The 20,339-nt window shown below is 72.5% G+C and carries 17 protein-coding genes and 1 pseudogene; 10 read left to right on the top strand and 8 right to left on the bottom strand.

All coding sequences use genetic code 11. The features are described from left to right. Positions 1–4 precede the first annotated feature (4 nt). From ACN263_RS05750 to ACN263_RS05760, 3 genes are read right to left on the bottom strand one after another with little or no spacing between them, the layout of a single operon-like run. Positions 5–1,201 carry a DNA-processing protein DprA gene (locus tag ACN263_RS05750; protein ID WP_422738781.1) on the bottom strand — a complete coding sequence of 399 codons (1,197 nt, stop codon included), beginning with the start codon at positions 1,199–1,201 and terminating at the stop codon, positions 5–7. Beyond that, complete coding sequence (locus ACN263_RS05755) at positions 1,198–2,718, bottom strand: YifB family Mg chelatase-like AAA ATPase (protein ID WP_422738782.1); 1,521 nt, start codon at positions 2,716–2,718, stop codon at positions 1,198–1,200. The genes ACN263_RS05750 and ACN263_RS05755 overlap by 4 nt, the downstream gene beginning before the upstream one ends. 27 nt (positions 2,719–2,745) lie before the next feature. After that, positions 2,746–3,105 (bottom strand): YraN family protein, encoded by a 360-nt coding sequence (locus ACN263_RS05760; RefSeq protein ID WP_422738783.1) that lies wholly within the window; start codon positions 3,103–3,105, stop codon positions 2,746–2,748. Between the two features lie 585 nt (positions 3,106–3,690). Here ACN263_RS05760 and ACN263_RS05765 point away from each other — a divergent pair. The 5 genes from ACN263_RS05765 (at position 3,691) to frr (ending at position 8,348) form a co-directional block, all read left to right on the top strand. Then, positions 3,691–4,617: a hypothetical protein gene (locus tag ACN263_RS05765; protein ID WP_422740606.1), complete on the top strand. Its 927-nt coding sequence runs from the start codon at positions 3,691–3,693 to the stop codon at positions 4,615–4,617. A 368-nt stretch (positions 4,618–4,985) separates the two neighbouring features. Then, the gene (rpsB, locus tag ACN263_RS05770; protein WP_422738784.1) at positions 4,986–5,843 is read left to right on the top strand and encodes a 30S ribosomal protein S2; all 858 of its coding nucleotides are present in this window, start codon (positions 4,986–4,988) and stop codon (positions 5,841–5,843) included. A 134-nt stretch (positions 5,844–5,977) separates the two neighbouring features. Further along, the gene (gene tsf / locus ACN263_RS05775) at positions 5,978–6,805 is read left to right on the top strand and encodes a translation elongation factor Ts (protein WP_422738785.1); all 828 of its coding nucleotides are present in this window, start codon (positions 5,978–5,980) and stop codon (positions 6,803–6,805) included. A 162-nt stretch (positions 6,806–6,967) separates the two neighbouring features. Further along, complete coding sequence (gene pyrH, locus ACN263_RS05780; RefSeq protein ID WP_421474972.1) at positions 6,968–7,735, top strand: UMP kinase; 768 nt, start codon at positions 6,968–6,970, stop codon at positions 7,733–7,735. 55 nt (positions 7,736–7,790) lie between these two features. Continuing rightward, complete coding sequence (gene frr, locus ACN263_RS05785) at positions 7,791–8,348, top strand: ribosome recycling factor (RefSeq protein ID WP_121655235.1); 558 nt, start codon at positions 7,791–7,793, stop codon at positions 8,346–8,348. An 81-nt stretch (positions 8,349–8,429) separates the two neighbouring features. On the opposite strand, the gene ACN263_RS05790 is transcribed toward frr, so the two are convergent. After that, complete coding sequence (locus ACN263_RS05790; protein WP_422738786.1) at positions 8,430–9,083, bottom strand: hypothetical protein; 654 nt, start codon at positions 9,081–9,083, stop codon at positions 8,430–8,432. A 218-nt stretch (positions 9,084–9,301) separates the two neighbouring features. On the opposite strand from ACN263_RS05790, the gene ACN263_RS05795 reads away from it, so the two are divergent. From ACN263_RS05795 to ACN263_RS05805, 3 genes are all read left to right on the top strand, one after another. After that, a complete protein-coding gene (locus ACN263_RS05795; RefSeq protein WP_422738787.1) occupies positions 9,302–10,837 on the top strand; it encodes a phosphatidate cytidylyltransferase in 1,536 nt (511 codons plus the stop codon). 104 nt (positions 10,838–10,941) lie between these two features. After that, positions 10,942–12,099 (top strand): 23S rRNA (adenine(2503)-C(2))-methyltransferase RlmN, encoded by a 1,158-nt coding sequence (gene rlmN / locus ACN263_RS05800; protein WP_422738788.1) that lies wholly within the window; start codon positions 10,942–10,944, stop codon positions 12,097–12,099. 31 nt (positions 12,100–12,130) lie between these two features. Continuing rightward, positions 12,131–13,423, top strand: a complete 1,293-nt coding sequence (locus ACN263_RS05805) for a DivIVA domain-containing protein (protein WP_422738789.1) — start codon at positions 12,131–12,133, stop codon at positions 13,421–13,423. Between the two features lie 112 nt (positions 13,424–13,535). On the opposite strand, the gene ACN263_RS05810 is transcribed toward ACN263_RS05805, so the two are convergent. Next, entirely contained in the window at positions 13,536–13,760 is a 225-nt protein-coding gene (locus ACN263_RS05810) for a DUF2631 domain-containing protein (protein WP_422738790.1), read from the bottom strand. Positions 13,761–13,957: 197 nt separating this feature from the next. Between ACN263_RS05810 and ACN263_RS05815 the strand changes: the two genes are divergently transcribed. Together ACN263_RS05815 and ACN263_RS05820 are read left to right on the top strand one after the other, a co-directional pair. After that, positions 13,958–15,547, top strand: coding sequence for a Rieske 2Fe-2S domain-containing protein (locus tag ACN263_RS05815; protein ID WP_422738791.1), 1,590 nt, complete (start codon positions 13,958–13,960; stop codon positions 15,545–15,547). 160 nt (positions 15,548–15,707) lie between these two features. Further along, positions 15,708–16,108: pseudogene (locus ACN263_RS05820) on the top strand (TMEM175 family protein). On the opposite strand, the gene ACN263_RS05825 reads toward ACN263_RS05820, so the two are convergent. The 3 genes from ACN263_RS05825 to ACN263_RS05835 all read right to left on the bottom strand — a co-directional run bounded on the left by ACN263_RS05825 (position 16,103) and on the right by ACN263_RS05835 (position 20,319). Then, positions 16,103–17,701 carry a phytoene desaturase family protein gene (locus ACN263_RS05825; RefSeq protein ID WP_422738792.1) on the bottom strand — a complete coding sequence of 533 codons (1,599 nt, stop codon included), beginning with the start codon at positions 17,699–17,701 and terminating at the stop codon, positions 16,103–16,105. The pseudogene ACN263_RS05820 and the gene ACN263_RS05825 overlap by 6 nt on opposite strands. Positions 17,702–17,795: 94 nt before the next feature. Continuing rightward, the gene (locus ACN263_RS05830; RefSeq protein WP_422738793.1) at positions 17,796–19,628 is read right to left on the bottom strand and encodes a HAMP domain-containing sensor histidine kinase; all 1,833 of its coding nucleotides are present in this window, start codon (positions 19,626–19,628) and stop codon (positions 17,796–17,798) included. After that, a complete protein-coding gene (locus ACN263_RS05835) occupies positions 19,618–20,319 on the bottom strand; it encodes a response regulator transcription factor (RefSeq protein WP_422738794.1) in 702 nt (233 codons plus the stop codon). The genes ACN263_RS05830 and ACN263_RS05835 overlap by 11 nt, the downstream gene beginning before the upstream one ends. Positions 20,320–20,339: the final 20 nt, after the last annotated feature.

Here is a 20,339-nt window from a genome sequence, read left to right on the forward strand (position 1 = left end):
GCGTCTACCGGCGGTCGGCCGCGCCCGTGGCTTTGTCGGCCGGGGCAAGGGCGTAGCCGTCGTCGCGTCGTACCACCATGGACAGTTCTTCGAGCAGTGCCAGCTTGCGCAGCGCGGTCCGCACGTCCAGGCCGGCGCGGGCGGCGAGCGCGTCCACACCCCGTGCGCCCCGGCGGGGCAACGCCTCCAGCACCGAACGGGCGTCGTCGTCCAGGTCGTCGGTCGGCCGCTGCGGGCCACGGGCAAGCGGGGCCAGGTCCGCGCCGATCCGGCCCACCTCCTCGAGTACGTGCGCGACGCCGGTGACCAGCCGGGCCTTGGGGTGCTCGCGCAGCAACTCGTGCGCGCCGACGGACATCGCCGAGGTCACCGGCCCGGGCACCACCATGGCCACCCGGCCGGTGTGGATGGCACGCCGGGCGGTCTGCGTCGCTCCGCTGCGCGCCGACGCCTCCACCACGACGGTGCCCAGCGTGCCACCGGCGATCACCCGGTTGCGGATCAGGAAGCGTGGACGCAGCGGCTCGGCGCCGGGGGACCACTCGCTGACCAGCAGCCCGGTGTCGGCGATCCGGTCGAAGAGGGCGGTGTTGCCCATCGGGTAGGGCCGGTCCACCCCGCAGGCGAGCACCGCGACGGTGAGTCCTTCGGCGTTGAGGGCGCCCCGGTGGGCGGCGGCGTCGATCCCGAACGCGCCACCGGAGACGACCGTCCAGTCCCGCTCGGCCAGCCCGTACCCGAGGTCGGTGGCCACATGCTGGCCGTAGGCGGTGGCGGCCCGCGCGCCCACCACGGCCACCGAGCGGTCCAGCGCCTCGCCGAGCGGCCACCCGCCGCGTACCCAGAAGCACAGCGGTGGCGCGGTCTCCACGTCCACGCGGCGGGTCAGGTCCGGTAGTCGCAGGGTGCCGAGGTCGGCGACCCGGGCCGGCCACTCGTCGTCGTCCGGGGTGACCAGACGCGCGCCGAGCCGAGCGGCCCGGTCCAGGGCCTCGGCCGCCACCGCGCGGGCGTCGCCGGCCGACATCCGGGCGGCCACGGCGGCGGCCAGTCGCCGGTCGGGGCTGCCGCCGTCCAGCAGCAGATCCAGCGTGGCCACCGGCCCCGACCGCTTGACCAGTTCATGCACCACGCGGGTGCCGGGCTCGGCCAGCCAGGTCAGCGCCACCCGGGCCAGCCTGCTCTCCTCGTCGGCGCTCATGCCGCCTCTCCTGTCCGTAGCTGGGTCGCCTCACGTACGTCCTCACGGTCGGGTCGGTCCCGGCCGTCGAGGTCCGCGATGGTCCAGGCCATCCGGATCACCCGGTCGAAGCCGCGCGCCGACAGTGAGCCGGAGTCGAGCCGGGCGCGCAGCTCGGCGGTGACCGACGCCGGTAGCCGCCACGGCGGACGGCGCAGGAGCGGGCCGTCCACCTCGGCGTTGAGCCGCCGGCCGAGGCTGGCCCAGCGGGTGGCCGCCGCGCCACGGGCCGCTGCGACCCGGGCGGCGACGGTGGCCGAGGACTCGACGTCGGCTCCGGACGCCATCAGCTCCGCCGCCCGTACCGGCATCAGCCGCACCTGCACGTCGATCCGGTCGAGCAGCGGCCCCGAGAGCCGGCCCAGGTAGCGGCGGCGCGCCAACGGCGAGCACTCGCAGTACGCGTCACCGGACGGTTTCGCGCACGGACACGGGTTGGCGGCCAGCACCAGTTGGGTCCGGGCCGGGTACTCGGTTCCGCCACCGCTGCGGCTGAGCTGGATGCGGCCGTGCTCCAGGGGCTGGCGCAGCGCCTCCAACGCGCCCTTGCTGAACTCGGGCGCCTCGTCGAGGAAGAGCACCCCGCGGTGGGCGAGCGACACCGCGCCGGGGCGGGCCAGCCCCGTACCGCCGCCGACGAGGGACGGAACGGTCGCCGTGTGGTGCGGCGCCTGGAACGGCGGACGGCGCAGCAGCCGACCACCCGGCGGAAGCAGCCCGGCGACCGAGTGCAGGGCGGTCACCTCCAGCGCCGCGTCGTCGTCCAGCTCGGGCAGGAGCGACGGCAGCCGCTCGGCCAGCATCGTCTTGCCGGCGCCCGGCGGGCCGAGCAGCGCGAGGTGGTGCCCGCCCGCCGCGGCGATCTCCAGCGCCCGCCGGCCCACCTGCTGCCCCGCCACCTCGGCGAGATCCGGTCCGCCGACGACCGGTGCCGGGGCGTCCGGCGGCGGTTCGAGCAGCGGACTGCCGTCGCGGACGAAGGTGACCAGCCGGTGCAACGTGTCCACCGCCCGCACCCGTACGCCCGGGATGACCGCGGCCTCGGCGGCGTTGCCGGTGGGCACGATGACGCGTTCGATGCCGGCCTGGGCCGCCGCGGCGACCATCGGCAGCACGCCGCGCACCGGCCGGACCGTCCCGTCGAGGCCCAGCTCGCCGAGGACCACCACGCCCTCCAGCGGCAGCAGTGGCAGTTCACCGGAGCCGCCCAGCAGCGCGGCGGCGATGGCCAGGTCGAACGCCGAACCGAACTTCGGCAGCGTCGCGGGGAGCAGGTTCAGCGTGATGCGCCGGTTCGGCCACCTCTGGCCGGAGTTGACCACGGCGGCCCGGACCCGGTCGCGGGCCTCGTGCAGGGCGGTGTCCGGCAGACCGGAGATCACCACCGCGGGTAGGCCGGCGGCCAGGTCCGCCTCGACCTCGACCAGTTGACCGGTGACGCCGACCAACCCCACGCAGAGCACCTTCGCGTAGCTCATGACGCGTCACCCGTGCGGCGGCCCATCTCAGAACGCGCCCTTGACGTGGTCGACCAGCGCGGGTCCGGAGTCGGGCAGGCGTACCGACAGCACATCGAACCGCACCTCGTCGGCGGTCGTACCGGTCTCGGCGAGCCAGCGCGCGGCGAGCCCCCGCAGGCGGCGGGCCTTGGCCGGTACGACCGCCTCGGCCGGCGGGCCGAACGCGTCGCCCCGACGTGTCTTGACCTCGCAGAACGCGAGCACCGGCCCGTCCCAGGCGATGATGTCGATCTCGCCCTCCGGGCAGCGCCAGTTCCGGACGATCGGGCGGAGTCCCGCCTCGCTCAGATGCCGGGCGGCGCACCGCTCGCCGTACGCGCCGACCGCCTGGTTCCGCTTCGTCATGGCTGTGACGGTGCCCGTGGCGGTACGAGCGCCGCGACCCCGCGACGGCCCGCCTGTGGATGACGGTCGCTCTGTGGACGACCGGACGATCAAGCCGGTGCTGTGCTACGGCGAGAACGGCGCTGATCGACTCCAGATCGGCGACGTGGGGGTGTGTCCTCGGGGTCCGGACGCCCCCACGTCGGCGACCCGGAGTCGATCAACCTGGCCGGGCCGAAATGACGCGGGGATGGGCCGTCGCATACGGTGCCTGACGTGGACGGACGACGGAGCTTTCCGGAAGATCAGGAGCCGCGCTGGTACCCCGACGAGCGGGGGCGCGGGTACGGCGAGCCTGAGTGGCGTGGTACGGGTGAACCGCGGTACCGCGACGGCGAGATCCCCGAGCAGCGCGGCGTCGAGGACGCCCGCTCCGTCGAGGACACCGGCATCGGCCGACGCCGGGAGCCGGACCCGGTCCGCTTCGGCGTCGCGCCGGAGTCGGACCCGATCCGCTTCGGCGGCACGCCCGAGCCCGACTCCGCCCGGCTGAGCGCGCAGGACGCGGCCCGCTTCGGCGGCGCGTCGGAGCCGGACTCCGGCCGGCTGGGCGCCCTCGATGCGGCCCGCTTCGGTGGCGCACCCGAGCCGGACTCCGGACGGTTCAGCGCGGTTGAGGCCCAGTCGGGGCGGTTCGGTACCGCCGAGGCCGACTCCGGACGGTTCGGCGCGGTCGACCCGCTGGGTGAGGTCCGTACGGAGACGGATGGATACCGGGCGACCCGCTCCCGCCGGGCGGATCGGGATCCCTCGGAGATCTCCGGGGAACTGCCCGGCCGCCGGGCTGCCCGGGACCCGCTGGCCACGAGCACGCCGGACCCCGCCCGGGATGCCGTGCCGGCCGCGGGCCACACCGCGCCGGTGGATGCCGCCCCGGCGACCGCTCTGCTCACCGGGCAGCCCAGAACCGTCGAGCCCGGCCAGCCCGGCCAACCCAGACCTGCCGAGCCGGGTCTGGCCGCTGCCTTCGCCGACCAGGGTCAGCCCGCTCCGTTCGCCGAGCAGACCCGGCCCGCGCCGCTCGCCGGATACCCGATCGTCGGGCCGACCCGGGGCGGCGGCACCGACCAGCCGCACCCGCTGGAGATGCCGACCGGCCCGATGCCGGGCATCGGCCCCCGCCCCGATCTGCCAGTGGGCGAAGCGCCGGCGTACTCCGCTGCGCCGGACGGCGTCTACCGGACCCGCCGTCCGGCGTTGGCGGCCCTCTTCGCCCTGCTGGCGTTGGTCTTCGAGGTCCCCGCGCTGCGGGTGTTGCTGGCGGGCGTGACCGGCGACCCGGTGAACGCGGGGAACGTCGTCGCGGGTATCTGCCTGGTCGCCGGGCTGCCGATCTTCGCAGTGGGGCTGTACGGGCTCAGAACGGGCGGACTGGCCCTCTCCGACAACGGTCGAGGCTGGTTGCGCCCGCCGACGGCGTACCTGACGGTCGGCCTCGTGCTCTTCGTCGCCGCAGCGCTCGCGGCCGGCTGACCCGCCGCCGGCCCTGGCGCGGCGGATGATCCACGCAGGAATTAGGAAATAGTGGTATCCGGGCGACGCGGAAGCCACTATTTCCCGGAACCAGCGCGATCTCCCAAACCCGGCGGCCCTGCGGCCGCACCGGGCATTGGGGCCGGCGGCGCGGCACCCCGGCACGCCGAAACCGGGAAGGGGCGTACACTGGCCAACTGGCGACCGCCTTGCGCGGTCGACCTCGCGCGCCCTCTCCACGAATCGTCGTGGAGCGACGGCCTCCCTGGTCCCGATCTTGGTCGGGCCCGCATGGCCGCCGACCGGGCGCCAGGATGCCCGGCCGCCGGCCGGGCGGAACAACCAGGGATGCAAGGAGTACCCACACCATGGCCGTCGTGACCATGCGTCAGCTGCTGGAGAGCGGTGTCCACTTCGGGCACCAGACCCGGCGCTGGAACCCGAAGATGAAGCGCTTCATCTTCACCGAGCGCAACGGTATCTACATCATCGACCTGCGCCAGACCCTCGACTACATCGAGAAGGCGTACGAGTTCGTGCGTGGGACCGTCGCGGAGGGTGGCAGCATCCTCTTCGTCGGTACCAAGAAGCAGGCCCAGGAGGCCATCGCCGAGCAGGCGACCCGGGTCGGTCAGCCGTACGTGAACCACCGCTGGCTCGGTGGCATGCTGACCAACTTCCAGACGGTGTACAAGCGGCTCCAGCGGATGAAGGAGCTGGAGGCCCTTGGTGACCTGAGCGGCACCGCCGCCGGTTACACCAAGAAGGAGACCCTGCAGCTCTCCCGCGAGAAGATCAAGCTGACCCGCACCCTTGGTGGTCTGCGGGACATGCAGAAGCTGCCGGCCGCCGTCTGGATCGTCGACACCAAGAAGGAGCACATCGCCGTCGACGAGGCCCGCAAGCTGGGCATCCCGGTGATCGCCGTCCTCGACACCAACTGCGACCCGGACGAGGTCGACTTCCCGATCCCGGGCAACGACGACGCCATCCGCTCGGCCGAGCTGCTGACCAAGGTCGTCGCCGCCGCCGTCGCGGACGGTCTGATCGCCCGTTCGGGCCGTCGTCGGGGCACCGACGAGAAGCCGGAGGCCGGTGTCGCCACCGACGAGCCGCTGGCCGAGTGGGAGCGCGAGCTGCTGGAGGAGCCGAAGAAGGCCGACGAGTCGGCCCCGGCCGAGCAGCCCGCCGCCACCGAGCAGCCGGCGGCCGCCGCCGCGGAGTGACCGCACCGTCGCCGCCCCGCCGTCCGTTTTCACGAACGGCGGGCGGCGACGGTACGCCGGGCACGTTCCGCCCGAATCCGGGTAACCGGCACCTCTGACCATCCACACGCCGACTCAACACCGAAGAGAGAGCCATGTCCCAAATCACCGCCGCGGACGTCAAGAAGCTCCGCGACCTCACCGGCGCCGGCATGATGGACAGCAAGAAGGCGCTGACCGAGGCCGAGGGCGACTTCGACAAGGCCGTCGAGATCCTGCGCGTCAAGGGCGCGAAGGACGTCGGCAAGCGGGCTGGCCGTACGGCCGCCAACGGTCTGGTCGCCCACTCCGGCAAGGCGCTGCTCGAGCTCAACTGCGAGACCGACTTCGTCGCCAAGACCGAGTCGTTCATCGCGCTGGCCCAGCAGCTGGTCGAGCACGGCGAGCGTTCCGGCGTGAGCAACGCCGAGGAGCTGCTCGCCACCGAGCTGGACGGCAAGGTCGTCGCGGACCTGATCCAGGAGCAGTCCGCCAAGATCGGCGAGAAGCTGGTGCTCAACCGGTTCGCCAAGGTCGACGGCACCACCGCGGTCTACCTGCACCGCAAGGCCCAGGACCTGCCGCCGGCCGTCGGCGTGCTGGTGTCGTACACCGGCAAGAGCGACGAGGCGGGCGACGCCGACGCCCGTGGCGTCGCGATGCAGATCGCGGCCATGCGGCCGAAGTACCTGACCCGCGACGAGGTTCCGGCCGACGTCGTGGAGTCCGAGCGGCGCATCGCCGAGCAGACCGCCCGCGAGGAGAACAAGCCCGAGGCGGCGCTGCCGAAGATCGTCGAGGGTCGGGTGAACGCCTTCTTCAAGGACTACGTCCTCGTCGAGCAGGCGTCGGTGGCCGACAACAAGAAGTCCGTGAAGCAGGTGCTGGCCGAGGCCGGCATCGAGGTCACCCGCTTCGTGCGGTTCGAGGTCGGCCAGGCCTGAGCCGCCACCGGGCGCCGCGCGCGCCCGTGAGCGCAAGACGTCGAACGAGGAGGCCGCCGGTGTACGTGACAGGCACCGCGGCCTCCTCGTCACATAGGGTCGGCAGCGGCAGGTTCGCGGTAACGCGTCGCCCGGGGCGTGCGCGTGGGGAAGGCGGGGCGGATGACGCAGGTTGTGAGTGACCGGACGCTGGCGATGGACGATCCGACGGCGCCGCCGCCCGGACGGGCTCGCCGGGTGGTGCTGAAGCTCTCCGGTGAGGTGTTCGGTGGTGGCGCGATCGGCGTCGACCCGGACGTCGTGCAGGCCATCGCCCGCCAGATCGCCACCGTGGTCCGCCGCGGTGTGCAGGTCTCGGTGGTGGTTGGTGGGGGCAACTTCTTCCGGGGCGCGGAGTTGCAGAAGCGTGGAATGGATCGCGCGCGCGCCGACTACATGGGCATGCTCGGCACCGTGATGAACTGCCTCGCGTTGCAGGACTTCCTGGAGAAGGAGGGCATCGAGACCCGGGTGCAGAGCGCCATCACGATGGCACAGGTCGCCGAGCCGTACATCCCGCTGCGGGCGATCCGGCACCTGGAGAAGGGCCGCGTGGTCATCTTCGGCGCCGGCGCCGGTATGCCGTACTTCTCGACCGACACGGTGGCCGCCCAGCGCGCGCTGGAGATCCGTGCCGACGTGGTGCTCATGAGCAAGAACGGTGTGGACGGCGTCTACACCGCCGACCCGCGGGTCGACCCCACCGCCAGCAAGCTCGACTCGATCACCTTCTCCGAGGTGCTGCGCCGCAACCTCCGGGTGGCCGACGCGGCCGCGTTCAGCCTCTGCATGGAGAACGGCCTGCCGATGCTGGTCTTCGGCGCGCAGGGTGACGACACCATCATCCGCGCGGTAGGTGGCGACAAGATCGGCACCCTGATCACCGCTTGAGCCTGACGACTTTCAGCAGAGCCCACGACGAGCACAGAAGGAGGCGAGGAGACCGGTGATCGACGACACCCTCCTCGAGGCCGAGGAGAAGATGGAGCGTGCGGTTGAGCACGCCAAGGAGGAGTTCGGCGCCATCCGCACCGGTCGCGCCAACCCCGCCATGTTCTCCAAGATCATCATTGACTACTACGGCACGCCGACGCCGCTGACCCAGATGGCGTCCGTCGCGATCCCCGAGCCGCGCATGGCCATCATCAAGCCGTACGACAACTCGCAGATCAACGCGATGGAGAAGGCGATCCGCGACTCGGACCTCGGGGTGAACCCGAACAACGAGGGCAACCAGCTGCGCATCCTGCTCCCGCAGATGACCGAGGAGCGCCGCCGCGACATGATCAAGGTGGCCCGGCACAAGGGCGAGGAGGCCAAGGTGGCCATCCGTAACGTCCGCCGCCGCGGCAAGGAGGAGCTGGACCGGATCGTCAAGGACGGCGAGGCCGGCGAGGACGACGGTCGCCGCGCCGAGAAGGAACTCGACGATCTGACGCAGCGCTACGTCGCCAGCATCGACGACCTGGTCAAGCACAAGGAGACCGAGCTGCTGGAGGTCTGAGGCCCCACCCGGCGTCCGCCGGGCGAACAGCCGATGTGAGGCCCGCCCCGATCCGGGGACGGGCCTCGCGCCGTCTGGGCGTCAGCAGGGGATCCGGACGGTACGGGTCGTCTCGGTCAGGGTCGTCCCCACGTACGCGTCGTGCAGCTCGAAGCGCACGGTGGCCCGACCCGGATGCAGTATCGGGTCGGCCCGGTAGAAGCCCATCGAGATGCTGGCGGTGCCGCCGTCGCAGACGATCTCGCCGGCGCCGAGGGCACCGGTGGCCCAGTAGGTCGGCAGGCCGTCCTGGGTCAGCGACGCCGACAGGAAGTACACGCCGGTCGGGCAGTTGCGCACCTCCCCCCGGGCGGTGGCGGCCGGGAACGCCGGCCCGGTGCCGTCGGGACTCCCGTCGTACAGGTAGATCTCGCTGGTGCGGTGGTCGATCCTGATGCTGGCGTTCGGTGTCGCCGCGGCAGCCGGTGCGGCCGCCGTCAGGACGAGGGCGGCCATCGTCAGCACCGCCAGGCTGATTCTGCGCACGAACGTTCCTTCCCCGCTGCTCTGGTAGACACCGCCGGCGGACGCCGGCACACGGACAGCCGACCACCGGCGGGTGGTGCGGGTCATCCCCTGTTCGCCCGGATGCTCGGTCGGATAGGCGTCGATGCGCCTGCGACGGGCGGGGTTGCGCAGGCCGCCGTGCGCCCGCTGCCGTCGTGGCAGCACGGCGGCCCACCGGGCCTCGCGCACCGTGACCCCGGAGGGGCCGGGCGGTCACTGGCGCCATCGTCCGCCTCGCCCGGGCGGCGGGTGCAGTAGGCTCGGCAGGATTCCGGGCCACCGGGCGGTGCGCACCGGGAATCGACCGACCGCCGGGGCGGTCGAGCCGGAGGAACACAGTCGCGCTTGTAGGGGATGCTCGTGGTCTTGCGTCATGTGGTGGCACTCGCGCTCCGACACGGTGCGTGATGTCCCGCCCCGACCCCTACGGCGGCGAGCCGCGCGGCTGGGATCGGCCGGAGCGTCCGGCCGCCCTGCCCTGGCCCGAGCAGGAGCTGGAGGCCGGCCAGTGGAGCCGCCATCCGGCCGCCGGGCCTGAGCGGTACGCCGAGCCGCGCGCCCGGGCGTACGCCGAGCCGCAGGTCCCGTACGACGAGCGTGGCCGGGCCGTCCGCCCGGACGACCGGGACCGTTACGACGACGGTGACCGTTTCGACGACCGGGGTCGCTACGGCGACCGCCCGCCGACCGGTGACGCCCCGCCGCGCTACGACGTCCGCGACGCCGGCCCGCGCTACGACGAGCGCGACGCTCCACCGCGCTTCGACGACCGCGACGGGCCCCGGTACGACGCCCGCGACGCCGGCCCGCGCTTCGACGAGCGAAACGCACCGCCGCGCTTCGACGACCGCGACGGCCCCCGCTACGACGACCGCGACGGCCCCCGCTACGACAGCCGCGACGAGCCCCGCTACGACGGCCGCGACGAGCCCCGGTACGACCACCCGGACGCTCCGCCGCGCTTCGACGACGATGCCGGCTACCCGACCGCGCAGCTCGCGCCGATCGGTGCCGAGATCCTGCCCGACGACGACCCGGTGACCGACCCGGAGCCGCCGGTGGGCCGGCGGCCGAAGGGACGCCGACGGGCCAGCGTCGACCGACCGCCGACCCAGCAGGTGGGTACCGGACGGGCCGGCCGCAACCTGCCGGCGGCGATCGGTGTCGGCCTCGCCCTGGGCGCGCTGATCGTGGTGCCGTTGGCCGTCTACCCGCCGGCGTTCCTGCCGGTGATCGCCGCCGCGGTCGCCATCGGCATCTGGGAGATGGCCCGCGCGGTGCGGCGCAGCGGCGCTCACCCACCGCTGGTGCCGCTGCTCGCCGGTGGTGTCCTGACCGTGGGTCTGGCCTGGTTCGCCGGCCCGGACGCGCTCAGCCTCGGGCTGTTGGTGACGGTGCTCGGCACGATGATCTGGCGGTTGGGTGACGGCCCGGCCGGTTTCCAGCGGGATCTGACCGCCGCCACCCTGATCGCCGTCTACGTGCCGTTCCTCGCCGGTTTCGCGGCGTTGCTGGCGGCGGCTCCGGACGACGGTCGGCTGCGCATCCTGGCCACGTTGATCGCGGTGGTCCTCTCCGACACCGGCGGGTACGCGGCCGGCGTCTCGTTCGGCCGGCATCCGATGGCCCCGTCCATCAGCCCGAAGAAGTCCTGGGAGGGCTTCGCCGGCTCGGTCACCGCGGCGGCGCTGGGCAGTGCCCTGCTGCTGTGGCTGATGTTCGACCTGGCCCCCTGGTGGGGCGCCCTGTTCGGGGTGGCCGTCTCCGGCGCGGCGGTCCTCGGCGACCTGGCCGAGTCGATGATCAAGCGGGACCTCGGGATCAAGGACATGAGCAACCTGCTGCCGGGGCACGGTGGCCTGATGGACCGGCTGGACTCGATCCTGTTCGCGGTGCCGACCGCGTACCTGTTGCTGGTGATCTTCGTGCCGGTGGCGGGGTGAGGCATGCGTCACCATGGCCGGAGCGCTGCGGACCGACGTCGGGGGCCGGTTCGACGCCTCCGGACGGGTGCCCGACGCCTGCGGCGTGACACACTGGACCGGCCATGACGAGTCTGCCGCTGATCCCCGCCATCTCGGACGCCCCCACCGCACGCCGGGCCTCCATGCCACCGCAACACCTGGCTGACCTGGACCTGGCCGGCCGCCAGGCGCTGGTCGCCGGGCTGGGTGAGCCCGCCTTCCGTGCGAAGCAGATCTCCAACCACTACTTCGGGCGGCTGGTGCGCGACCCGCAGGAGATGACCGATCTGCCCGCCGCGACGCGCGAGCGGCTCGCCGACCAGCTGCTTCCGAAGCTGCTCAGCCCGGTACGCGAGTTGGCCTGCGACGACGGCGCGACCCGTAAGGCGCTGTGGAAGCTGCACGACGGCGCGTTGGTGGAGAGCGTGCTGATGGGTTACCCGGACCGGGTCACGGTCTGCATCTCCAGCCAGGCGGGCTGCGGCATGGCCTGTCCGTTCTGCGCCACCGGCCAGGCCGGGCTGACCCGCAACCTGTCCACGGCCGAGATCGTCGACCAGGCGGTCTACCTGGCCGGGGTGGCGGCCTCCGGCGCGGTCGCCGGCTCACCGCCGCGGCTGTCGCACGTCGTCTTCATGGGCATGGGCGAGCCGCTGGCGAACTACAACCGGGTCATCGCGGCGATCCGTCGGCTGGTCAGCCCGGCCCCGGAGGGGCTCGGTCTGTCCCAGCGGCACATCACCGTTTCCACGGTCGGCCTGGTTCCGGCCATCCGCCGACTGGCCAGCGAAGACCTCTCTGTGACCCTTGCGTTGTCGTTGCACGCGCCCGATGATGATCTGCGCGACGAACTCGTGCCGGTAAACCAGCGCTGGAAGGTAGCCGAGGTGCTGGACGCAGCGTGGGACTATGCCGCCCGGACGGGCCGTCGCGTGTCCATCGAGTACGCAATGATCAAAGACGTGAACGACCAGCCGTGGCGAGCTGACCTGCTCGGGCGGCTGTTGGCCGGCAAGTTGGCGCATGTGAACCTCATCCCGCTCAATCCGACCCCGGGCAGCCGCTGGGACGCGAGCCCGAAGCCGGTCGAGCGGGAGTTCGTCCGGCGCTTGCGCGACGCGGGAGTCTCCACCACCGTACGGGACACCCGGGGTCGCGAGATCGACGGCGCGTGTGGCCAGCTCGCCGCCGCCGAAGACACCGACACCTTCACCGACCGCGCCGGAGAGGCACCGGCGTGACCGGGCGTGGCGAACGACACCAGGAGACATAGTGGCGAGTCAGGGTCAGCGTTTCCGGCGCAAGGCGGTTCGCCGGGGATACAAGGTCGACGAGGTGGACGCCTTCCTCGACCGGGTCGAGGCGACGCTCGACGGCCGGCAGGTCGGTGCGCCGGTCGCCTCCCAGGAGGTCCACGACGTCGTCTTCCGGGTCCGGTTCAACGGCTACGACGAGTGGCAGGTCGACCTGCACCTGGACCGGGTCGAGCGTCAGCTGGCCGAGTTGGAGGAGCGCAACAGCGCCGGGCGTGGCGGCGATCCTCGGATGGGTGACCGGATGGGCCCGCCGGACCGGATGGGTCCGCCGATGCGCGACGACCGTGGCGGCATGGTTCCGCAGCCGATGCCTCCCCGGCCGATGCCCGCCCAGGCCGGTCCGCCGGCCGACCGCTACGGCCGGTACGACGAGCCCACCGGTGCCTTCGCGGGCGGGTACGACGCCCCCCGGGGTGGATACGACGCGCAGCGCGGGCCCGGCCCCGGTGGTCCTGGCCCCGGCCCGGGTGGTCCCGGCCCGATGGGCCCCGGCGGCCCGATGGGTGGGCACGGGCTGCCGCCGCGCGGTCTGCCGGCCGGTCCGGGTGGCTACGGCCCGCCGGAGGACCAGCGGATGCCGGGTGGCTACGGTCCGCCGGACGATCAGCGCATGCCTGGTGACCAGCGGATGCCGGGTGGCTACGGTCCGCCGGACGATCAGCGCATGCCTGGTGACCAGCGGATGCCGGGTGGCTACGGTCCGCCGGACGACCAGCGGATGCCCGGCGGGTACGGCCCGCCCGACGGTCCGCGCGCGCCCGGTGGCTACCCGCCGCCGCCGGACGAGCCCCGCTTCGACGGCTTCGAGGCCGGCCGGCGTGCCCGCGCCGACATGACCGCCGAGATCCGGATGCCCGAACGTGACCTGCGTGACCTGCGGCGTGGCCCGGCCGGTCCGCCCCCGATGCCGCAGCAGGGCATCGGTGGTCCGCCGATGGCCGGCCCGCCCGCCGTCGCCGGCCCGCCGATGGGTGGCCCGCCGATGGCCGGTCCGCCCGGCAGCGACCTGTACCGGGTCGACCAGATCCGACGCCGTTTCCAGGTACGTCGGTTCGGCAGCGGGTACGACCCGGACCAGGTGGACCAGTTCTTCGAGTCCCTGCTGGGTGGCATGCAGCGTCGCAACCCGATGCCGGTCGACCCGAAGGACCTGGACACGCTCCGGTTCGGTCTGGTGCCCGGCGGCTACTTCGAGGCCGAGGTCGACGCGGCGCTCAAGGACGTGCAGGACATCCTGTTCGGGCGCTGACCCGGACGCGGACACGAACGAGGGCCCGTCCCCCGAGTGGGGGCGGGCCCTCGGCGTTCGCTGGTCAGTCGCCCGAAGGCCGGTCGAGCCGGTCGCCCGGCGGCCGGTCGGGTCAGGAGCGCAGCCCGTTGCGCCGCAGCACGGCATCGCCGATCACGATGACCAGCAGCAGCGCGGCGAGGCCGATCAGCCAGATCTCCTCGACCCTGCCTTCGTGGTTGCCGCAGAACGCCATGACGACCAGCGCCAGCGCGGACAGCACGGCGCCGATGCGCCCCGACTTGCGGTGCCCGGGCTTGTGCTGGTCCGGCGACGTTACCGGCTCGCTTCCTGCCACTGTCGGTCCTTCCCTCGCGATCGGATCTTTGGTTAGTCTGGCACGCCTCCTGCCCGGGGCGGTGCGGTGGGGGTTTCCCGGCCGTACGGCCCGGCCGCCCAGGCCGGACGGCACTACGGGCGTCGCGGGGTGGCGGTCAGACTCCCTCCGGTAGCGTTTGGCGTACACCTGATTGTCTGTTTGAGGGGGACTGTGCGGTGCGAGTGACCGGAACCGGGCACGCCAGCATGCGGATCGACACGGCCGCGGGCAGCATCCTGTGCGACCCGTGGGTCAATCCGGCCTACTTCGCCTCGTGGTTTCCCTTCCCGGACAATTCCCTGCTCGACTGGGAGACCCTCGGCCAGGTCGACTACCTGTACGTCTCCCACCTGCACCGGGACCACTTCGACGCGAAGCACCTGCGCGACTACATCTCGAAGGACGCCACCGTCCTGCTGCCCGAGTTCCCCACCTCCGAGATGGAGGACGAGTTCCGGGCGCTGGGCTTCACCAAGTTCCTGAAGGCGCCGAACGAGCAGGTCGTGGAGCTGCCCGGCGGCCTGAAGATCATGATCCAGGCGCTCACCAGCCCGACCGACGGCCCGATCGGCGACTCCTCGCTCTGGGTCGAGTACGACGGGGTGCGGCTGCTGAACCAGAACGACGCCCGCCCCACCGACCTGAGCGTCTTCGCCGAGTTGGGGCACGTGCACGCGCACCTGCTCCAGTTCTCCGGGGCCATCTGGTACCCGATGGTCTACGAGCTGCCGCAGGCGGCGAAGACCGCGTTCGGCAAGCAGAAGCGGGACCGGCAGTTCGACCGGACCTGGCGGTACATCGACGACCTGAAGGCCGATCACGTCTTCCCGATCGCCGGGCCGCCGTGCTTCCTCGATGACGAGCTGTGGCAGTTCAACGACATCTTCGGCGACGAGGGCAACATCTTCCCCGACCAGTCGGTCTTCCTGTCCGAGTACGCCAAGGTCGGCGGCACCAACGGGATCGTGCTGCTGCCGGGCAGCGTCGCCGAGGTCACCACCGAGGGCGCGAGCACGACCCACCCGGTGCCGGTCGAGGAGTTCTTCGCCAACAAGGTCGCCCACCTGGAGGAGATGCGGGAGCGCAAGCGCCCGATCATCGAGGCGGAGAAGGCGTCCTGGCGGCACCCCGAGGTCGACGTGCTCGGCGAGATGAAGCGCCGGATCGAGCCGCTGCTCGACGAGTCGATCTACCTGGCCAAGGGGGTCGGTGGTCCGGTCCGCTTCGACCTGGTCGGCACCGACGGCTCAGGCGGGGAGACCGTCGAGTCGATCGTGGTGGACTTCCCGGGCAAGGAGGTCCGGCCGTACGCGGACGAGAAGGTCCGCTACCGGTTCCGGACCGAGCGGTCGCTGATCGAGCACCTGCTCTTCATCGACGAGGTGGACTGGGTCAACTCGCTCTTCCTGTCCTGCCGGTTCTCGGCGGCCCGGATCGGCCAGTACAACGAGTTCGTCTACGCGTTCTTCAAGTGCCTCTCCGAGGAGCGACTCCAGTACGCCGAGGGCTGGTACGACGAGCACGAGCGCACCACCGACGCCGAGGACATCACGCTTGGCGACTGGGTGGTGCAACGCCGCTGCCCGCACCTCAAGGCGGATCTGACCCGGTTCGGCATCGTCGAGGGTGACCAGCTCACCTGCCAGCTGCACGGCTGGCGCTTCGACCTGCCCTCTGGCCGCTGCCTGACGAGCGTCGGCCACAAGGTCCGGGCCCACCGCGTAGACGCGGAAACCCCGGCCCCGGCGGGAGACGCCCTGAGCTGACCCGCCGCGATCTTGCACTTTCTGTGGGTGCAAAGCGCCGCAATCGCCCCGAAACGGCAACCGAAAGTGCAAGATCGCGGAAGGGGTGCGCGACGAGAGCGGGGCGGGCGTGGCGGGGGCGGACGCGCGGAAGGGCTACCGGTACGGGCGCGGTCGGGAGATGGCTCGGGACGCGGCGCGGGTCGAGACGTTCAGCGACGGGGTCTTCGGGGTCGTTCTGACGGTGATGGCCGTCGAACTGCTCCAGACCGGCCCGGCCCGGGAGGGCGGGAGGGAGCTGCCCGCCGCCCTCGCCCACGCCTGGCCGTCCTACCTGGCGTACGTGATCACTTTCGGGATCGCCGGGCCGGGCTGCTGCACGCCGACCTGGATCCCCGGCTGGCTCGGGCGATCGCCCGGCGGATCCTGCTGAAGCCCGTGTTCTACCTGCTCGCCTTCGCCACCGTCTTCATCGACCCGATCCTGAGTCTCTGCGCGTACCTCCTGTTGGTCGCCTTCTACCTCATCGGTGGGCCGGGCGACCTGCGGCCGTACGCACACCGGCCCGAGGGGGCCTCATGAACGCAGGTCTGCGAGGATCCGGCGGGCCGCGTTGTGGCCGGCGGCACCGATGACGCTGCCGGCCGGGTGGCAGCCGGCGCTGCCCGCGTACACGCCGTCGACGCCGGTGGCGTACGGCATCCGGTCGGTGAAGGAGACGGTGTTGTCGACGTGGTGGATGTGCCCGCCGCTGATGCCGAAGTGCGCCTCGATGCCGGGCGGCGGAAGCGGCACCGCGTCGGCGATCAGGTCGGCGGTGCCGGGGGCGTACCGCTCGACGATCTCGACGAGCCGGTCGACGTAGCCGGGCAGTTCCGCGTCCCAGGTGGTGCCGGCAAGGTCGTAGGGGACCGACTGGACGAACAGCGCCGACGAGTGGTGTCCGGCGGGGTCGGAGAGCGACGGGTCGACGGTGGTGTGCAGGTACCACTCGATGGTCGGCTCGGCCGGCAGCCGCCCGGCCCGCACGTCCGCCCACATCGCCCGCAGCGCGGTCATCGGCGAGGTGGTGTCCCCGCCGACCAGCGACGCCGAGCCGGGCAGCAGGTGGATGGTCGACCCGAACGGGCTCGGCGCGTCGGCCGGCAGGCAGGAGAAGCGGGGCAGGCCGCGCAGCGCCAGGTTGAGCTTGAGAGTGGTGCCGGGCCGGCGGACCGCCGCCATCCGTTCGCCGAGTCGCGCCGGGAGCGCGCCGTCGGGCAACAGGTCCATCAGGGTGTACGGGTCGCACGCGCCGAGCACCACCCGTGCCGCGACCTGCCGGCCGTCGGCGAGTACGACGCCACTGGCCGCGCCGCCGTCGAGGGTCACCGCGCGCACCGGCGTACCCGTGACGATGGTGGCCCCGGCGGCGCGTGCGGCGTCGGCGAACGTCCGCGAGACGGTGCCCATCCCGCCCTCGGCGATCATCCAGGTGCCGCCCGAGCCGGGTAGCCGGCACATGTTGTGCACGAGGAAGTTGTGGCCCGTCCCGGGGTCGTCCGGGCCGGCGTTGAGGCCGGAGAGGCCGTCGGTGACCGCGTACATGCTGACCAGCAGTTCGGAGCGGAACTCGAAGCGGGCCAGGTAGTCGGCGACCGACCCGCGGACCAGGTCGACGAAGACCTGCCGCAGCGCCGGGCGGACGTGCCGTTCGGCGGTCTCCTCGACGGTCAGCGGTTCGGCCAGCCAGGCGGGGGCGAGGTCCTCGCGCAGCGCGGCCAGTTCGGCCTGCATGGCGTCGTCGGCGGCCACGTCGGCGGGGGAGAAGAACGCGGTGAGCTGCGCCCGGGTGGCGGCGGTGTCACTGCCGAAGAGCAGGTACGGCGAGCCGAGGCCACCCGGGGTGGGCAGGAAGTAGTGCGGGTCGCGGCGCAGCACGGGGATGCGTACGTCGAGGGTGGCGAGCAGTTCCGGTGGCATCAGCCCGAGCAGGTACGAGCCGGTGGAGTGGCGCAGCCCCGGCACCTTGCGGAACGGGTTCTCGGTGCGGGTCGCGCCCCCGATCACGTCGGCCGCCTCGACCACGAGGACGTCCAAACCGGCGCGCGCCAGCAGAACCGCAGAGACCAGACCGTTGTGCCCGGCGCCGACGATCACGACATCCACCCGGGCCGGAATCCCACCACCACTCATGCCGCCGCAGCCTAGTCCCACCACCGCCCCCTGTGACCCGGTGATCAAGAGGTTGGCGTCAGGAAACGCCGTCCGGATGACGCGAACCCCTTGATCACCGGGGGTGGGTGGGGAGGTGGACGGTGAAGGTGGCGCCTTCGCCCGGCGCGCTGCACGCCTGGACCGTGCCGTGGTGGGCCTCTACCAACTTGCGGACTATGGCCAGGCCCAGGCCGCTGCCGCCGGTTTGCCGGCTGCGGGACTTCTCCGCCCGCCAGAAGCGGTCGAACACCCGGGGCAGGTCCTCGGCGCTGATGCCGCTCCCGGTGTCGGCGACGGCGATGCGCACCTGCCCGTCGGCCGCCCCGGCGCTGATCGTGACACGGCCGCCGGCCGGGGTGTGGCGTACCGCGTTGCCGACCAGGTTGCCGACGACCTGGCGCAGCCGCACCGGGTCGGCGTACACCTGCGGGTCGGCGTCGACGCGCACCGACAGCGTCACGCCGGCCCGGTCGGCCGGCACGCGGTACGCCTCGGCCACCTGGCCCAGCAGATCGGCGAGGTAGACCGTCTCGGGGTGCAGCCGCAGCGCGCCCGCCTCCGCCTCGGCGAGATCCTGGAGGTCGGCGATGACGTGTTGCAGCAGCGTCGCCTCCTCCAGCAGCGACGACACCAACCGCCGGTCCACCGGTGCGACGCCGTCCTCGGCCGCCTCCAACCAGCCCCGGATCGTGGTGACCGGCGTACGCAGCTCGTGGGCGATGTCGCTGACCATGGCGCGACGGAGCTGTTCGAGGCGTTCGCGCCGCTCGGACATGTCGTTGAACGCCTCGGCCAGCCGGGCGATCTCGTCCCGGCCCGTGACGCGGACGCGGGCGGCGCCGTCGCCGTCGCGCATCCGCTGGGCGGCACCGGTCAGCGCGTGCAGCGGCCGGGTCAGCCGGACCCCGGCCAGCACGGTGACGCCGACGGTCACCAGCAGCACGAGACCGGCGACCGCCACGATGCGGGCCTGGTTGGCGCGGGACAGGTCGAAGGTCGTGGTGGGACGGCCGCCCGGGTCGGAGACGAACAGGGTCGCCGCCGGGGCGACGTACGGGAGGAGCTGTTCCCTGCGGCTGGTGCCCACACAGGCGTTGGCCGCCCGGCTGTGGTCCTGGTCGACCTCGGTGAGGTCCGGACGGGTGTTCCGCGCCGGGGCGGACCGCAGCGTCCAGGTCCAGTCCAGCGCCACGGTCACCGGCGCGAGCTTGCGTCGGGCCAGGCAGGTGTTCACCAGCGCGTTGAGCTGCGCCAGCGCCTTGCGTTCGGTGGCCGTCGGGGCCGCCAGTTCCTCGCGTGCCTGAGCGCAGATGGCGTTGTCGTTCAGGTCCGTGCCGGGGGTGGCGATCCGTGGTCGACCGGAGGACCCCTGCTCGGCGACGGCCGCGATCCTCGCTCGCACCCGCAGGCACAGGACGGCCTGGTCGGCCCAGTCGCGCAGGGTCCGTCGATCGTCCGGCGGGAGCAGGTACGGGCCGGCGGCGCGGGGATCGATCCGCGCGCCGTCGACGGCCGCGGGGGAGCCCGGGGCCAGGGCGGTGTCGACGGCGAGCGCGTCGATGGTCGCGGAGGGCTTGCTGGGCAACGGGCCGGCCTGCGGCGCCGAGTCGGCGAGGGGCGTACCCGACTCGGTGGTCAGCGTGATCCGCCGGCCCACCTGCTCGGCGAGGGGGCGCAGGGTGGCATCGACGCCGTCCCAGCTCGGATGGGTCGCCGCGTAGCCGATCAGGGTGTCGTAGATGCGGGCGTCGTCGGCGAGCGCCTGGCCCTGTTCCTGCCGGATGGCTCCGGTCGTGGTGCGTACGGCCAGCCAGGCGGTGGCCGCGATCGAACCCACGGCGATGAGGACGGCCAGCGCGAGCAGCCGGAGCAGCAGGCTGCGGTGCAGCGGCACCTCACGCCGCATGGTGGTTCACCTCTGCCAGCTTGTAGCCGACGCCGTACACGGTCAGCAGTCGGACCGGTTTGCGCGGGTTCGGCTCGATTTTCCGGCGCAGGTTCATGACGTGGACGTCAACGGTCCGGCCGGTGATGTACTTGTCGAAGCCGTGCAGGTGACCGAGGAGCTGGTCCCGGGTGAAGGCCCGCCCCGGCTGGGCGGCCATCGCCTGGAGCAGCTGGAACTCGCCCGGTGTGCAGTCGACGCGTCGTCCGTCGACGCGTACCTCGTGCCGGATCGGGTCGACGTGCAGGTCGCCGACCCGCAGCACCGGGTCGGCCGCGCGAGTCGTCCGCTGGCTGCGGCGCAGCAGCGTCCGCACCCGGGCCACCAGCTCGCGTGGACTGTACGGCTTCGTCATGTAGTCGTCGGCGCCCAGATCGAGGCCGAGCAGCAGGTCGTCCTCGGTGGCGCGGGCGGTCAGCATGAGTACCGGTAGGTCGGATTCCCGGCGCAGGATGCGGCAGACGTCCAGACCATCGACCTTCGGCATCATCACGTCGAGGATCAGCAGCTCCGGTGGGTGCTGGCGGACCTGCTCCAGGGCGGCCCGCCCGTCGCCGACGACGACGACCGTGTGCCCCTCCCGTTCCAGGTAGCGGCGGACCAGCTCGGCCTGCTTCTCGTCGTCCTCGGCTATCAGCACCCGCGCAGTCACGGCAGCGACTGTACGTGCCC

It is taken from the genome of Micromonospora sp. WMMD729 (assembly GCF_049315225.1).
Lineage (GTDB): Bacteria > Actinomycetota > Actinomycetes > Mycobacteriales > Micromonosporaceae > Micromonospora.

Coding starts and splice junctions, on each gene's coding strand:
- ACN263_RS05750 (WP_422738781.1), bottom strand. CDS start 1,201: ATGAGCGCCGACGAGGAGAGCAGGCTGGCCCGGGTGGCGCTGACCTGG.
- ACN263_RS05755 (WP_422738782.1), bottom strand. CDS start 2,718: ATGAGCTACGCGAAGGTGCTCTGCGTGGGGTTGGTCGGCGTCACCGGT.
- ACN263_RS05760 (WP_422738783.1), bottom strand. CDS start 3,105: ATGACGAAGCGGAACCAGGCGGTCGGCGCGTACGGCGAGCGGTGCGCC.
- rpsB (WP_422738784.1), top strand. CDS start 4,986: ATGGCCGTCGTGACCATGCGTCAGCTGCTGGAGAGCGGTGTCCACTTC.
- tsf (WP_422738785.1), top strand. CDS start 5,978: ATGTCCCAAATCACCGCCGCGGACGTCAAGAAGCTCCGCGACCTCACC.
- pyrH (WP_421474972.1), top strand. CDS start 6,968: ATGACGCAGGTTGTGAGTGACCGGACGCTGGCGATGGACGATCCGACG.
- ACN263_RS05795 (WP_422738787.1), top strand. CDS start 9,302: ATGTCCCGCCCCGACCCCTACGGCGGCGAGCCGCGCGGCTGGGATCGG.
- rlmN (WP_422738788.1), top strand. CDS start 10,942: ATGACGAGTCTGCCGCTGATCCCCGCCATCTCGGACGCCCCCACCGCA.
- ACN263_RS05825 (WP_422738792.1), bottom strand. CDS start 17,701: ATGAGTGGTGGTGGGATTCCGGCCCGGGTGGATGTCGTGATCGTCGGC.
- ACN263_RS05830 (WP_422738793.1), bottom strand. CDS start 19,628: ATGCGGCGTGAGGTGCCGCTGCACCGCAGCCTGCTGCTCCGGCTGCTC.